At 41.5% G+C, this 14696-nt stretch carries 15 protein-coding genes and 1 tRNA gene; 6 read left to right on the forward strand and 10 right to left on the reverse strand.

Features of this window, described 5'->3' with window-relative positions:
• Positions 1-93: 93 nt before the first annotated feature.
• Entirely contained in the window at positions 94-1407 is a 1314-nt protein-coding gene (gene rpoN, locus EG2_RS03585; protein WP_060813521.1) for an RNA polymerase factor sigma-54, read from the reverse strand.
• Positions 1408-1461: 54 nt separating this feature from the next.
• Here rpoN and EG2_RS03590 point away from each other — a divergent pair.
• Positions 1462-1533 (forward strand) — tRNA-Arg (locus EG2_RS03590).
• Between the two features lie 155 nt (positions 1534-1688).
• Here the strand turns inward: EG2_RS03590 and rpoE are convergent.
• Positions 1689-2294, reverse strand: a complete 606-nt coding sequence (gene rpoE, locus EG2_RS03595; RefSeq protein WP_005471809.1) for a DNA-directed RNA polymerase subunit delta — start codon at positions 2292-2294, stop codon at positions 1689-1691.
• An 86-nt stretch (positions 2295-2380) separates the two neighbouring features.
• On the reverse strand, positions 2381-2818 hold the full coding sequence (locus EG2_RS03600) for a YwiB family protein (protein ID WP_005471808.1): 438 nt from the start codon (positions 2816-2818) through the stop codon (positions 2381-2383).
• Between the two features lie 179 nt (positions 2819-2997).
• Between EG2_RS03600 and EG2_RS03605 the strand changes: the two genes are divergently transcribed.
• The 3 genes from EG2_RS03605 to yidA are packed head-to-tail and all read left to right on the forward strand — an operon-like array spanning position 2998 to position 6026.
• Positions 2998-3828 (forward strand): lipoate--protein ligase family protein, encoded by an 831-nt coding sequence (locus EG2_RS03605; protein ID WP_082709509.1) that lies wholly within the window; start codon positions 2998-3000, stop codon positions 3826-3828.
• The gene (locus tag EG2_RS03610) at positions 3825-5195 is read left to right on the forward strand and encodes an HD domain-containing protein (RefSeq protein ID WP_060813523.1); all 1371 of its coding nucleotides are present in this window, start codon (positions 3825-3827) and stop codon (positions 5193-5195) included. Before EG2_RS03605 ends, EG2_RS03610 begins: the two co-directional genes overlap by 4 nt.
• A 9-nt stretch (positions 5196-5204) precedes the next feature.
• Entirely contained in the window at positions 5205-6026 is an 822-nt protein-coding gene (gene yidA, locus EG2_RS03615) for a sugar-phosphatase (RefSeq protein ID WP_060813525.1), read from the forward strand.
• A 29-nt stretch (positions 6027-6055) separates the two neighbouring features.
• Here the strand turns inward: yidA and EG2_RS03620 are convergent, their stop codons facing one another.
• Positions 6056-6517 (reverse strand): NUDIX hydrolase, encoded by a 462-nt coding sequence (locus EG2_RS03620; RefSeq protein ID WP_060813527.1) that lies wholly within the window; start codon positions 6515-6517, stop codon positions 6056-6058.
• 145 nt (positions 6518-6662) lie between these two features.
• On the opposite strand from EG2_RS03620, the gene gloA reads away from it, so the two are divergent.
• Complete coding sequence (gene gloA / locus EG2_RS03625; RefSeq protein ID WP_003127551.1) at positions 6663-7037, forward strand: lactoylglutathione lyase; 375 nt, start codon at positions 6663-6665, stop codon at positions 7035-7037.
• 185 nt (positions 7038-7222) lie between these two features.
• Positions 7223-7936, forward strand: coding sequence for a gamma-glutamyl-gamma-aminobutyrate hydrolase family protein (locus EG2_RS03630; protein WP_060813530.1), 714 nt, complete (start codon positions 7223-7225; stop codon positions 7934-7936).
• A gap of 303 nt (positions 7937-8239) precedes the next feature.
• On the opposite strand, the gene EG2_RS03635 is transcribed toward EG2_RS03630, so the two are convergent.
• The 6 genes from EG2_RS03635 to EG2_RS03660 all read right to left on the reverse strand — a co-directional run bounded on the left by EG2_RS03635 (position 8240) and on the right by EG2_RS03660 (position 14684).
• On the reverse strand, positions 8240-9493 hold the full coding sequence (locus EG2_RS03635) for an ABC transporter permease (RefSeq protein WP_060813532.1): 1254 nt from the start codon (positions 9491-9493) through the stop codon (positions 8240-8242).
• A complete protein-coding gene (locus tag EG2_RS03640) occupies positions 9486-10385 on the reverse strand; it encodes an ABC transporter ATP-binding protein (RefSeq protein ID WP_060813535.1) in 900 nt (299 codons plus the stop codon). Before EG2_RS03640 ends, EG2_RS03635 begins: the two co-directional genes overlap by 8 nt.
• Positions 10386-10410: 25 nt before the next feature.
• Positions 10411-11091, reverse strand: a complete 681-nt coding sequence (locus tag EG2_RS03645) for a DUF2812 domain-containing protein (RefSeq protein ID WP_060813537.1) — start codon at positions 11089-11091, stop codon at positions 10411-10413.
• The gene (locus tag EG2_RS03650) at positions 11078-11404 is read right to left on the reverse strand and encodes a PadR family transcriptional regulator (RefSeq protein ID WP_060813540.1); all 327 of its coding nucleotides are present in this window, start codon (positions 11402-11404) and stop codon (positions 11078-11080) included. The genes EG2_RS03645 and EG2_RS03650 overlap by 14 nt, the downstream gene beginning before the upstream one ends.
• 507 nt (positions 11405-11911) lie before the next feature.
• Positions 11912-12226, reverse strand: coding sequence for a thioredoxin (gene trxA / locus EG2_RS03655; RefSeq protein ID WP_060813542.1), 315 nt, complete (start codon positions 12224-12226; stop codon positions 11912-11914).
• A gap of 94 nt (positions 12227-12320) precedes the next feature.
• Positions 12321-14684, reverse strand: a complete 2364-nt coding sequence (locus tag EG2_RS03660) for an endonuclease MutS2 (RefSeq protein WP_060813544.1) — start codon at positions 14682-14684, stop codon at positions 12321-12323.
• Positions 14685-14696 lie beyond the last annotated feature (12 nt).

The raw sequence follows: 14696 nt of genomic DNA on the forward strand, positions 1-14696 counted from the left end.
GTGTATGAGAGGCGGGGGCATTGGACTTTTTGCCGTCATTCTTGTTGAATCTTTCTTCAATAGCTAGACCAGAACAAGAACTGTATCGAAAAATCAATCAAACCGCTTTCGTTTAGAAGATCCGGGAATATTAAGAGCCTCACGATACTTGGCAACAGTCCGGCGAGAAATTTCCACTTCTTCCGCTTTTAACAAATCAGCCAATTTTTGATCAGAAAGCGGCTTCTGCTTATTCTCTTCGTTGATCAAAGCTGCCAATCGCCGCTTGATCGCTTCCGTGGTGACATCCTCTCCACTTTGGGTGGACACTTTTTGGCCAAAGAAGGACTTCAGTTCAAAAACACCAAATTCTGTCTCCAAATATTTCCCATTGACGGCACGACTGACTGTCGATTCGTGAATACCTAATTCGTCAGCGATTTCTTTGAGGATCAATGGCTTCAATGGTCGATCAGCTTTTAAGAAGAAGGCTTGCTGATGATGAACGATCGCTTCTCCCACTCGATAGATAGTATCCCCTCGCTGTTGGAGTGTCTTTTTTAACCATGCAAATTCTTGGGCTTTGTTGTCTAAATATTTCTTTACCTCAGCATCGCCACTTTGTTTTAATTGATCAAAATAGTGTTGTTGGAAACGGACTTCCGGCATTGCTCGTCGATTAGAGGTAACCACTGGCTGGCCTTCAGTAATCGTAACTCGCAAATCTGGGATGATATACAAACCATCTGTAGACCCAAAGGCCGCCCCTGGTGTCGGGGTCAACGTTTGAATATAGTCAAACACCTTCTGAATTTCTGAAAGCGAAACTGCTAGATTTTTCGCTATTTTGTCCCACTTACGCTCTGCTAATTCCGTGAACCATTCTTCAAGAACGATATAGGCGAGTTCTGGTGCAGCATCGTCCCGTTCAGTTTGAAGCATGAGGCATTCTCGTAGATCTCGTGCGCCGACACCCGCTGGATCCAACTGCTGAATCAATGTCAATGCATCGAGCATCTGAATTTCTGAAGCTCCGATCATTTGACCAGCCTTCACCAAATCAATGGTCAAAAATCCATTCAAATCAATATATTCCACTAGAAATAACACGACGGTGCGTAGAAAGGTGTCACGGTAATTTAAATGGATTTGATCGATCAAATACTCAAAGAGCGAACTTCCTCTATTTGGGATCTGATTCAAATATTCATTGAATTGCTCAGGTGTCCCACTGCCTTGGGTATAACTCGTCGGATATTCATGGTCCGTTAAATCGATCAGAGGATTCTCTAATGCCTGATTATCTACGAAAGCAAGCAGTTCATCTGATGAAAATTGCAGCACTTGGATCGACTGCTGTAATTTCTGCGTCATCGCCAACTTTTGTGTCTGTTTTTGTTGTTGCGAAAATTGTTGTTGAAATTTCATCATTTTACCTCTTGTTTTTTCTGAGAAAATTGGTTAAACTGTTATTTGTGCTTCGCGCCTTTAGTGTAGTGGATATCACGTAAGATTCCGGTTCTTGAGACGGGGGTTCGATTCCCTCAAGGCGCGTTTTTCATTTCATTTATAGTATACTTTATCTCAAGGGATAATTCAAAAGACCACGGAAGTGCTGTCAGCACTTCCGTTTTTTTGTTTTTATTTTGATTGGTCTCTTGCCATCTTCCATACACTGTTGCCTTTGCTAGACACAAAAAAGAAGAGGATTATTCCTCTTCTTCCTCGTCATCAAATTCGTCTTCTTCATCATCATCGATGATCGTTAGATCTTCTTCAATGTTCCCTGGTAGTTCCTCTTCGTCATCATCGTTATTGTCTGCACCAATTTCTTGCAGATCTGAGTTATATGCGGAGATTTCTTCATCCTCATCGTCATCATCGTCAAAAAGATCCTCTTCATCGTCATCAGACAAATCAGTATCCTCTGGGTCATCATCGTTATAATCGATCGCGTCTTCATCGTCACTAATAAAGGCATTAACTTTCTTACGTTTGCGACGACGCGGTGTATCTTCATCTTCATCATCGATTCCGTGGTTGACTTCTTCATCGATTGAGTCGATCGCATACCATGAACGCAATCCCCAGCGATTGTCTCCCAAAGAAATAAAACTGCCATCGATATTCAAGTCTGTATAAAACTGCGCCAAAGAATCACGAATCTCGCTGTCCGAAGTTTCTAGATAGTTTTGGATTTGGTTGACTAAATCAGAAAAATCCATCACGTCACCGCGTTGCTCTAAAATCGCATGGGCAACTTCGATCATTGACAATTCGTTTTTATTTACACCTTCAAATACATTAATTTCCAAACGGGACACGTCCTTTCACAGTCTACTCCTAATCATACAAAAATGTGAGGCAAATTGCAATTTATTCTTTCAAAATTTGCATTTATTTAAGCAGTAAACTCCAAAGAAAGTTTGTATTCTCCTACTTTGTCTTCCATCATAAATAAATCATAATGGACATCGACTTTACCTGAATAAGGACGATCTTTCAGACTGACATGTAGGTGACTTGTATATGTATGGAAATGCATCGTGCCATAAGGCGTTTGATAACTTGTTTCTAAACGCTCTTTGTAAGCGAATTTCAAGCGTGTCCGCATTTCTCCCGAGCGAATCAGTTGGATCACGCCATCTGGCATAATTTTCATCGTCACTGGTACTTCGGCTCCTTCTGGTTGAATCTCTTTGTATCTCAGATACAGCGTATCGCCGATTTTGACCGCCTGTCCTTGTAAATCAAACAAAAAATCTTGTGTTTCTCCCGCTTGTTCGACCTTTGTCGTTAAATGGATCGAAATCGGAATTCCTTGTGACAATTCCCTCATGATAGTGTGCCTCCTTAGCAGATTTCAGTTCCATTTTTCCTTTTTTCCCCTCTTTTGTCAATCATTTCAGCTAAAACATCCACTATAGAACGTTTTCTTAGCTTTTTGATTAAGTTTTTTCATGATCTTCATATATAATAGTAGGAGATCTTATTATTGAAGGAGAATCCAAGCCTACCGTGACCATTGAAATGATTGATCAAATGTTGCCATTTGATCCCCAAACTACCGAGAATCGTTTTTTACCGTTTGCATTGACCGATGTATTGAGTGAATATGCAGGCGTTCATCATCAGGAATTTTTACACTTTTGGCAGTTGCCTGATACCATGATTTTAGGAATGAAAGATACCCGAGTGCCTTATTTCACCGAAGGGATATCCGCTTTGACGACTGCTGGCTTTCAACCAATCATCCGCAACTCAGGCGGGCTTGGGGTCATCAACGATGCCGGCGTTCTGAATGTATCGTGGATTTTCCCAAAAGCGTTAGCTGCTACTACAGATGCGGCTTATCAGCGAATGGTCGACTTGATGCGAGAAGCATTTCCCGAAAAAGAAATTGCTGCCTATGAAATCCCAAACTCTTATTGTCCTGGTACCTTTGACTTGAGTATGGACGGAAAGAAAATCGCAGGGACTGCCCAGCGCAGGATCAAAGCAGGTATTGCAGTCATGATGTACCTTAGTGTCAATGGCGACCAACACTATCGAGGAGAAGTAGTAAGAACGTTTTATCAAACAAGCTTGAAAGAGCAGTTTGGTACGAATGGCTATCCCGCCGTTGAACCTACCAGTATGACGACACTCCAAGATGTGCTTCAGTGCTCTTTCTCTGTATCAGAAGCTGCCTCACGTCTGCAAGAGGCCTTGATGCGGCTAACTAAGTCCTCTCTCAGCCCTGTGACTGCATCCGATTGGGTTGAAAAAAATGATCAAGCGGCATTATTAGAGACTCGTATGACCAGTATGTATCAACGAAATCAACCGATAAAGGAGAGTTCACAATGAGCATCCCATATAAATATCAAACTCTTGCTATTGAAAAAGTATTCCGTGATCCTGTACACAACTATGTGCATGTGCAGCATCAAGTGATCTTGGACTTGATCAATTCGAAAGAAGTACAGCGCCTGCGAAGGATCAAACAACTAGGAACTTCTTCGTTTACTTTTCATGGTGCTGAACATAGTCGCTTCTCACATTCGTTAGGGGTTTACGAAATTAGCCGCCGTATCTGTGATTTGTTTCAACGAAATTTCCCAGTTGAAAAAGTTGGGTCTGATGGCTGGGATGACCGGGAACGCTTGGTCACGCTTTGTGCTGCTTTGTTGCATGATGTTGGCCATGGCCCTTATTCTCACACTTTTGAACATATTTTTCATACCGATCACGAAGCCATCACTGTAGCGATCATTACTTCTCCAGAAACAGAAGTCTATCAAATCCTCAATCGTGTGGAAGAAGGTTTTCCTGAAAAAGTGGCCAGTGTTATTACTAAGACATACCCAAACCCACAAGTGGTGCAAATGATTTCCAGTCAGATCGATGCGGATCGCATGGATTATTTACTGCGGGATGCATATTTCACGGGAACGGAATACGGCACATTTGATTTGACGCGTATTCTGCGAGTCATTCGTCCCTATGCTGGCGGGATCGCATTCTCTATGAGTGGCATGCATGCGGTAGAAGATTATATTGTCAGCCGCTATCAAATGTATGTCCAAGTCTATTTCCATGCCAGTTCTCGGGGAATGGAAGTTATCTTGGCACATTTACTAAATCGCGCTGCCGAATTGTATCAAGAACATGAAGAACTTTTCCAATCGCATTCCCAGCTTTTGCTGCCCTTTCTTAAACAGCACTTTACTTTGGAAGAATACCTAAAACTAGACGATGGCGTCTTGAATACGTACTTCACTCAGTGGACGGAAGAAAATGATCCGATTCTTAGTGACTTAGCCAAACGATTCTTGAACCGCAAACCGCTGAAGTCTGCACGTTTTGAAGAAGACACTCAATTGCCATTGATTCATGAACTGCAATCTCTTGTCGAAAAAGTCGGTTTTAACCCCGACTATTACACAGCAATCAATTCTAGTTTCGATTTACCTTATGACTTTTATCGCCCAACTTCCGGCATGCATCGGACACAAATCGAACTGCAAGAAAAAGACGGCTCCCTAGTGGAATTATCCAAGGCTAGTCAACTAGTAGCTGCACTTGCTGGGCAAACACAAGGAGACCAGCGCTTTTATTTCCCAAAAGAAATGATTGACCCCGCACTACAAAATCACTATGATTTATTTTGGGATACGTATCAAGAGTTTGCGAAACATATTCGCAATGGTGCCTTGATCAATACGAACAACTAGGAGGAAGTTATGAGCATCAAACTGATTGCTATCGATATCGATGGCACGTTACTGAACAATGATCGAAAAATCACACCTGGAGTGTATCAAGCACTAAAAGCTGCGGAGGCACAGGGTGTTCGAATCGTCTTATGTACTGGCCGTCCCTTAACAGGTGTCCAAGATTTATTAAGTGAACTAGACTTGTTTTCAGAAACGGACTACGTAATCACATATAATGGTTCTCTCGTACAGAAGACTAAAACAAAAGAAATCGTTTCTGAATTCGGATTGACGCATGAAGAATACTTAGAAGTAGAAATGACTGCCCGTAAATTAGGGGTTCATTTGCATGTGGAAACCCAAGATACGATGTACACAGCGAATCGAGACATCAGTCCTTATACCGTCTATGAAGCCTTTTTGGTCAATATGCCTTTGAAATATCGTACACCGGAAGAAATGACTGCGGATCTGAATATCATCAAAATGATGATGATCGATGAGCCTGAATTGATCGATGCTATTATTCCGCAATTACCAACTTCATTGACTGAGCGTTTCAATATCGTCAAAAGTGCGCCATTTTTCTTAGAAGTCTTGAATAAGAAAGCTCATAAAGGGGCTGCGGTTCAGAAGCTAGCTGAGGAATTAGACATCTCACAAGCAGAAGTCATGGCGATTGGTGATAACGAAAATGATCTAACGATGGTCGAATATGCGGGTCTTGGCGTTGCAATGGCTAATGCAACAGAAAACGTCAAACAAGCGGCCGACATTATCACTGCTTCCAATGAAGAAGACGGTGTAGCTAAAGTTATCAATGACTATGTGTTAAATGAACTAAAATAAGAGAGTAAAAAAGACAACGATCACTGCCTTTATGCATGATCGTTGTCTTTTTGATTTACCCATTGTTTCACTGCCCAGGCATGACTGCCGCGTTTCAATAAATGAATGGCTTCTTCTGATGTATGCCACGAAAGTTGGTTGTGTTGTTCTGTTGGCTCACCTATTTTTTGCCAATCGGTCATCAAATAAAAATAGGCCGGATGATGGTAATACGTTTCTCGATGTCGCGAGTAAAAATAATCAACCGCCTCCCCTAAATAACTGGCGATCTTTCCTGCAAATCCTACTTCTTCGACCAATTCCCGTTTGATCGTTTCTTCCTTCGATTCACCGGGTTCAATCTCCCCTCCTGGTAAAAAAAAGGCGCCATTTGGCGCTTGGACCAAAATCACTTGTTGGTGTTCATTCGGAATCACGACATAGGCACCGAATCGTGAAATATAGTCAGCCCCCGGCTCTTTTTGCCCAAACACTTTCTCCTTGTTCCCCATGTTTCCCTCCATCATCTCTTTCTTTCCATTCTACCTTAGGAAGCCACTGGCGACAAGCTGCAACTTGACGGGGTGCACTTTTCTTACCACAAAAAATCGGGTTGTGTTATCATAGGCTTACCACAATTGAAAGGATGAATGACAAATGAAAATGGCACATACTTGTGTGCGAGTGAAAGATCTTGAAGCATCACTTGCATTTTATCAAGAAGCATTCGGTTTTGAAGAATCGCGCCGTCGTGATTTTCCAGAAAATAAATTTACGTTGGTTTACTTGACATTACCAGGAGATGATTATGAATTAGAATTAACTTATAACTATGATCATCCCGGCTATGATCTAGGTGACGGCTATGGTCATATCGCGATCAGTACCGATGATTTAGAGAAACTTCACGAGCAGCATAAAGCAGCTGGTTTTGATGTTACTGACTTAAAAGGCTTGCCTGGTACTTCTCCTTCTTACTATTTCGTGAAAGACCCAGATGGCTACAAAATAGAAGTGATTCGCGAAAAATAAAAAAAGTACTGTGACTTAAGTGCAGCAACAAATGGACGATCCGAACGATAGCGAAATTGCATCTACTCTCTGGTAGGTCCTCGCAATTTCGTGGAAAAAGTCAGTTCGGATAGCTTCCTTTGTTTTCCTTTTGTCACAGTTTTTTATTCATTGCTGCTGTCAAAACAGCTGGAAGGAGAATGCTTATGAAACCAGTGATTGGAATTGCTGGCAACGAACGAACGATGATTGATGGGGAAGCCCATTGGATTACATATACCCCGAGAAATTTTGTGACACAGATTCAACAAGCCGCTGGCCTTCCCCTTATTTTACCAATGGGAGCTCCCGAAAATGCCGCCCAATATATTGCCCAGATCGATAAATTACTTTTGGCAGGTGGTCATGATGTGACTCCTCGCTATTATGGCGAAGAGATGCATCCACTGATCCAAGGTACACATCCTGAGCGAGACGCATTTGAATTGGCGTTGATCAAAGAAGCCGTCGCACAAGAAAAACCAATTTTTGGTGTCTGTCGTGGTATGCAGCTATTGAATGTTGCCTTCGGCGGCAGCCTCTATCAAGACTTGTCATTGGTCGAGCAACCAACCATCAAACATGTGCAAGCACCGACACCCTTTCGCTTTCCTACACATGCCGTTGAGATCGTTGCTGACAGTCGTTTAGGAAAATTATTAGGAACCACCTATCAAGTGAATTCGTTTCACCACCAAGCCATTAAAGATGTCGCAAAAGATTTCCAAGTGATCGCAACCGCCCCTGACGGTATCGTAGAAGCCATTGAAACTTCTGCCTTTGCGGCGCCGATTTTAGGGATCCAATGGCATCCTGAATTAACCGCACAAGAGATTGCTTCAGAACAGCAAATTTTCGACTACTTTGTTCATCAGTTTTGACATTATGCCAACAAAGATTTCGCTAGCGGAGTCGATGCCTGCTTGAAAAAAGACTTGGATATATTTGAAACTAGTAGTTTAAATGACTCGTTTAGCTTTAATAGTTAGTAATTAAAGGCTGATTGGATACTAGCTTGATCAATTGGCGGTCTTGACTCATTAAAGCTACTTTACCTAATTCTACGTAGTAAAAAACCGATGAAAAGCAGAGTATTTTCTGGATACCATTTGGTAATCAGAAAGCGCAAGCTTTTCATCGGTTTCTTTATTGAAGCCTAACTAATCGGAGGATTTGTTGGCTGGTCATTTTTCATTCTTCATCAAAACGAAAGATTGTTTCAATGAAGCCAAAATGCCGTTATCGTTATAAATCAGTACGTTTGACTTATACATTCTTGCTGAAATCAGCATCAATGCCAATGTACTTACTGCTAAGATGGCTACAGAGACTGCCGCGCCTCCGATACCTACTGTGTCGTTAGCCAATCGGACTGGCATGATAAATGAAGATAAAAATGGGATATAAGAAGTGACCCGCAAAATGATATTGTTAGGATCTGTACCGCCTAGAATCAAACCTAACATATAACCGGCTAAAGAAAGGTAAGTGACAGGAATGATCGCCTTGGCAGTATCCTCTGCTTTATTGACTAATGAACCGCACAAAGCAGACAGGACAGAGTAAATCAAAATTCCTAATAGGACAAAGATGACCGAGTAAATCAAGAATGGACCGAATAATCCATCAATTGAGAAATTGGCTAATACATCTTTGACCATTGAAATGTCTTTGATCCAATAATAACTGATAGCAAAGATACCGGCGTAAGCCAATAACTGAGCTAATGCGACCATGATTACACCGGTTAATTTGGCATAAAAGTGAACCTGTGCTCTCGTACTGGACAAAATAACTTCCATGATCCGGGTCCCTTTTTCGGAAGCAATCTCTTGGGCAATGATTTGAGCGTAAGTTAAAATAAACATGAATAAAATAATTGTTCCGACATAACTCACAATGTATTGGATCGAACTATGGTCTTCCCCAAGCTCCATTTTGCCATCTTCGGTGAAAGTAACTTTTTGTTTACTGAAGTTTGCTGGCTCACTTAAACTAGCCACTTGCTCCTGATTTAATCCGAGTGCTGCGGCCCGTCCCGAGGCTTGCAATCCAGACAATAATTGTTGAACCGTCAACTCTGTGGTTTGTCCCATAGAAGATTCACTCAATAATTCACCTTTGATACTGTCGGCCTCTGAAGTAACGATCAAGAATGCATCGACCTTTTCATCCGCTAATTGTTTTTTTCCAGCTTCTTCAGAATCCACCACTTCAAAGTGATAGTCTTCATTTTTCTGAGCTGCGATTGTTTGTGCAATAGCTGGTTCATTCGCATAAACAGCAATTTTATCGGCACTGTTCATTCCATCCGTAAAAATTCCTACCACATAAATAATGCCCAATGCAATAAATGGAATCAATATCATGATCAAAAACGAGATCGATTTCACGTTTTTCTTAAACACATCGAGCGCGATCACCCAAAATTTACTCATTGTCTTTTCCCGCCTTTCTCTTAAAGATTTCTTCTAATGTCGGCGGTTGTTGGTTAAACATCGGGATATAGCCATCAGCTGTGGCCAAATCAAACAATGTGCGACCGACTTCAGGATGCGATAATGTAATGTCATAACTCCCATCTTCTTTACGAAGAACTTTTTCGACACCTTCAACTGCTAGGATGGTTTCTTTTGACAATGAAGATTCCAAGAAGACTTTCGTCCGCCCAAACGATTCACGGATCTCATGAACTTTTCCGTTGAGAACCGTTTGACCATCTCGTAGCATGATCAAATGATCGCAGATTTTCTCAACATTATCCATGTTATGACTAGAAAAAATGACACATGACCCTTTTTCTTTTAGTTCAATAATGCCATCTTTCAGCAACTCAGCATTGACAGGGTCCAATCCGCTAAATGGTTCATCCAAAATGACTAATTTAGGTTCATGAATCAATGTTGCAATCAATTGGACTTTTTGCTGATTCCCCTTCGATAATGATTTAACTTTATCTGTCTTTTTCCCTTTTACTTGGAATTTTTCCATCCATTCGTCGATCTTAGGTTCAATTTCTTCTTTCTTTTTTCCACGCAAGCGTGCAAAATAAATCAATTGATCTTGGATGGTTACTTTAGGGTAAAGTCCCCGTTCTTCTGGCAAATAACCAATCAAACTGTATTCCTTTTCTGTGATTTGATGGCCATTCCAGAGTACTTCTCCTTGTTCAGCCCGCAAGAAATCTAGAATCAATCGGAATGTCGTGGTTTTACCAGCACCATTTTGACCGATCAACCCCATGATCTCGCCATCGTTGATTTGAAAGGACAATTGATCCACTGCCCGATAGTCCCCAAATGTTTTCACTAAATTCTTTGCTTCTAACACAATTTCACCTTCCTTGTCTTTTAAGTTAGTATAAATAACCGGCTAAAAAGCCGATAATTCCTCCAATTAATGCGCCGACTCCCATAAAGAGCAGCGTATCCCGTAACACGTGTTGCCGCTTAGCTAGTTTCTCTGGTTCTTTGTAAAAAGAGGCGCGGTTCTTGTACAAGCGACGCATGAGAAATGACACCACACCGATGACAAGAGGCGCACAAATCAGCCCAACTGCAACACCATATGAGAAACCTAGTATCTCATTATAGGTAAGTACTAGCCAGCGAGCGAGGAGATAAATCAAAAGCAGAATAACCAAGCCAACACCTGTTATGCCAAAAGAACGTTTCATAAGATAGCGTGCCTCACTATCGATTCGTTCTTGATAACTTTGCTGATCACTAAAAATAGCTGGTGTCTCTAAAGGAGCCTGAAAATAGTAGTAACGTTTTTTGTAGGAACTAATATACTCCCATCCGCCGGCTTCATACATTGCCAAGTAATCGTCAACATCAGATTTATCTCCTTGAAAAAAATCGACAGCAAACTTCTTCTCTTGTGGTTGGCTTCGAATAAACTTCAAAAAACCGAACTGATTCATATGCACAAACTGCCAACCTTTTGCTGCTTGCTCTTGCAGCCGCATCATTTCTTTTTCTGGATAGTAGGCAACACCTAATGAATATAAGTATTTTGTCTTACGTTTGCTCATCTGCCAGTCCCCCCAACTCACCCATAATCTGTTCACCAATCTCAAAGAAATGTTTTCGTCGCTGAATGTCCTTTTCTAAAGCCGCTTTTCCTTTGGCTGTGATCTGATAGATTTTTTTACGATCTGTCGTCTCTTCTAAACTGATCATTTCATTTTTGGTCAATTTTTTCAATATAGTATACATTGTTGCCGGACCGATTTCATAGGTACCTTGGCTTAATTCATTGATTTGCTTCATGATCACATAGCCATGTTTTGGCTTTAATAAAGCCAACAAAATCAAGTAAGTTGAATCGGTCAATGGTTCATCCATGTGTTTTCCCCCATCCTAGGAAACTATATCACTTATTGATATATTATCGAATGATATAATAAGTGTCAATCTCTTTTTATAAGCAATTTTCTCCCGGATTTGGGTATTTTTCTGATTAATGGTAGTTATAAACTTATCTTGTCATACTAAAAACAACCAAAAAAGAGTGCTAGGATTTTAACGCATAAGTAGGCAACGACATTTGGCAGAAAAAACAAGGACAACTTGTCCAATTTGATTGCCAGTGCCCTATTTTTTTTACAGTAATACTACCAATAGATAACGCTCAAAAGGATCCTTTCTCTGTCAAACCTTTAGCGAATATCTCCTCGCTACAAATAGTACTATCGAGAAATAAGCTTATTTGATATAAAAAATGAGCTAGAGGAGTAGCAGCTATCTTAGAACAAAGATTAGCCATAAAATCATTAGAAAGCAATTTTACATTAAAAAACTACTCAAAAAAAGCAGCGATCTTAATCGATCGCTGCTTACTATAAAACTTTCTTACATGTGGCTTGCTACCATTTCTTTCAATTGATCTTTGGTGTGAACACCAACGGCTTTATCTACCACTTGACCATCTTTTTTTAACAATAGCGTAGGGATCGACATGATACCAAATGAAGCTGGCGTTTCAGGATTTTCATCCACATCCATTTTAACGATTTTCAACTCGTCTTCTTCATATTCATTTGCTAATTGTTCCAAGATTGGTGCTTGCATCCGACATGGACCACACCATGTTGCCCAAAAATCAATAAGGACTAAGCCTTTATCGGTTTCTTCTGAAAAAGTTTTATCTGTAATTTCTTTTGACATATTGTTCGCCTCCATTTGATTGCTAAAAAAAGTATAGCATGTTCACGTGCTTTTTTGAAATCCTCTGCTTACAAAAGGTAAGAAGCCTTAACGATTATTTAAATTTTACGATGGTCGCCCCATTGCCTCCTTGATTTGCCGGAGCAAACTCAAAGCTTTTGACACTACGATGAATTTTCAAATATTCCGTAATTCCTTGCCGTAATGCCCCCGTCCCTTTTCCGTGAACGATCGTCACTTGTGGGTAACCAGCAAGAATCGCCGCATCGAGATACTGATCGACTTCATTCAATGCCTCTTCATAGCGTTTGCCACGAAGATCCAGCTGATTAGGAACATGCGAAGACTCCGCTGAACGGACGGTATGAACGACGCGCTGCACAGGTTCTTTGACAGGTGCTGCCGGCTGCAGATCTGATTCAGGCAGCGTCATTTTTAAGATTCCCAATTGCACTTGCCATTGCGATTCTCCCATCTTTTTGATCAAAGTTCCTCGCTGACCATAGGAAGTAACTAACACTTCATCGCCGACTTTCAATGTTTTCGCAGCTTTGGCTTTTTGCAAGACCTTGTTCTTTTGCAAATGTTCTTCTTGATGAAGATCAGACAATTTTGTGCGGGCTGCGATCAACTCATGTTCTTTGACATGACTCTGTCCGCTGCTCAATTGCATGTTGCGGATATCCGAAATGATTTTTTCCGATTCCTCTTTCGCTTCTTCAACGATTTGATTTGCTTTCTTGCGGGCTTTTGCTAGTTCTGCTTCGCGTTCTTCAAAGAAAAAGCTATATGCTTGTTTCAGTTCTTTTTGCAGCCGTTCTGCTTCTTCTACATAATGCCGCATTTCCAAATACTCTGTTTCGGTCATCTTGCGCCGGTTTTCTAAGTCGGCGATCATCTCATTCAAGTCCTGACTTTCGCCATCCATGATTTGCTTGGCTTGCTCAATGATCTGAGTGTCCAAGCCCAGACGTTTGGAGATTTCAAAAGCATTACTGCGACCAGGCACACCGATCAGCAAACGATATGTTGGGCTTAGGGTATCGACATCAAACTCCATTGAAGCATTGATGGTATTGGCACGATTGTAACCGTACACTTTCAATTCCGGATAATGAGTCGTCGCCATCACATAGGCAGAGCGTGCACCAAGTTCATCAAGAATAGCAATCGCTAACGCCGCGCCTTCTTGCGGATCAGTCCCAGCTCCCAGTTCATCGAATAAGACCAAACTTGTATGGTCCACTTTTTTGAGAACATCGACGATCGTCGTCATGTGAGAAGAGAAGGTAGATAAACTTTGTTCGATGGATTGCTCATCCCCAATATCAGCAAATATTTCTTGGAAAATGCCCATTTGACTCTCTTCATCGACTAAAATCGGCAATCCAGATTGCCCCATGATTTGAAGTAGTCCCAGTGTCTTCAGGGTGATTGTTTTCCCACCAGTATTCGGACCGGTAATTACCACCGCTTGATAGTCTTCACCAATAGCAATATCATTCGGTACGACTTTTTCTTGATCAATCAGCGGATGACGTGCTTGTTTGAACACCACGTGATTATCTGTATTAATTGCCGGTACGATTGCATGTAGCTCTTTTCCAAAACGAGCTTTTGCATTCATGAAATCCATCATTCCGATCACATAGGCGTTGTGCAGAATTTCGCGTTGATAAGGAGCTAGCTCTGCAGAAAGTTCCGCTAAGATTCGTTCAATCTCCGTACGCTCAGCGATTTGATGTTGGCGCAGTCGATTATTCTGATCCACCACTTGTTTTGGTTCAATAAATAATGTCTGCCCAGAAGAACTCTGATCATGCACAACCCCGCCAAACACACCACGATATTCTTGCTTCACCGGAATCACGTAACGCTCATTTCGCATCGTGACAATGGTATCGCTCAAATACTTGGCATTTCCGCCACGTACGAGACTATCTAACGTTTCTCTGATCGTTCGTTCAGAACGACGAATATTTTGTCGAATGACACGTAGCTCTGGAGATGCTTCGTCAGTCAACCGACCGTCTTCATCCACTGCTTCTTTCAGGCGACGGCTAAGCGTGGGCAGCGTTACTAACTGCTTTTCCCATTCATACAGTCGCTCGAACTCGATTTCGCTGTCAGATAGATCTTCAAAGAAACGCTTCAATTCATTGGCTGTCACCAACACTCGACCTACTTGCGCTAATTCTAAACCATTCAGGTCCGCTCCGATTTCGATTCGTTTCATTTGCGGACGAATATTTTCAATTTTTGGTACAGGAATACCGCCCCGCAAGCGCTGCACTTTTAACGCATCTTCTGTTTCAGCCAGCCAAGTGGAAATTTGCTGGGCATCTGCTGATGGCGCTAATTGAGCTAATTCTTCTTTCCCTTGGGCGGTCACTAGATACTGCCCCACCAATTGTTTTACTTGATCGAAAGCTAAAACATCAAGAATTTTTTTATTCATAGTCTCACCTAC

This window comes from Enterococcus gallinarum NBRC 100675 (genome assembly GCF_001544275.1).
Taxonomy (GTDB): domain Bacteria; phylum Bacillota; class Bacilli; order Lactobacillales; family Enterococcaceae; genus Enterococcus_D; species Enterococcus_D gallinarum.

Coding starts and splice junctions, on each gene's coding strand:
- EG2_RS03630 (WP_060813530.1), top strand. CDS start 7,223: ATGAAACCAGTGATTGGAATTGCTGGCAACGAACGAACGATGATTGAT.
- trxA (WP_060813542.1), bottom strand. CDS start 12,226: ATGTCAAAAGAAATTACAGATAAAACTTTTTCAGAAGAAACCGATAAA.
- EG2_RS03620 (WP_060813527.1), bottom strand. CDS start 6,517: ATGGGGAACAAGGAGAAAGTGTTTGGGCAAAAAGAGCCGGGGGCTGAC.
- EG2_RS03650 (WP_060813540.1), bottom strand. CDS start 11,404: ATGGATGAACCATTGACCGATTCAACTTACTTGATTTTGTTGGCTTTA.
- EG2_RS03610 (WP_060813523.1), top strand. CDS start 3,825: ATGAGCATCCCATATAAATATCAAACTCTTGCTATTGAAAAAGTATTC.
- gloA (WP_003127551.1), top strand. CDS start 6,663: ATGAAAATGGCACATACTTGTGTGCGAGTGAAAGATCTTGAAGCATCA.
- EG2_RS03645 (WP_060813537.1), bottom strand. CDS start 11,091: ATGAGCAAACGTAAGACAAAATACTTATATTCATTAGGTGTTGCCTAC.
- rpoN (WP_060813521.1), bottom strand. CDS start 1,407: ATGAAATTTCAACAACAATTTTCGCAACAACAAAAACAGACACAAAAG.
- EG2_RS03600 (WP_005471808.1), bottom strand. CDS start 2,818: ATGAGGGAATTGTCACAAGGAATTCCGATTTCGATCCATTTAACGACA.
- EG2_RS03635 (WP_060813532.1), bottom strand. CDS start 9,493: ATGAGTAAATTTTGGGTGATCGCGCTCGATGTGTTTAAGAAAAACGTG.
- EG2_RS03660 (WP_060813544.1), bottom strand. CDS start 14,684: ATGAATAAAAAAATTCTTGATGTTTTAGCTTTCGATCAAGTAAAACAA.
- yidA (WP_060813525.1), top strand. CDS start 5,205: ATGAGCATCAAACTGATTGCTATCGATATCGATGGCACGTTACTGAAC.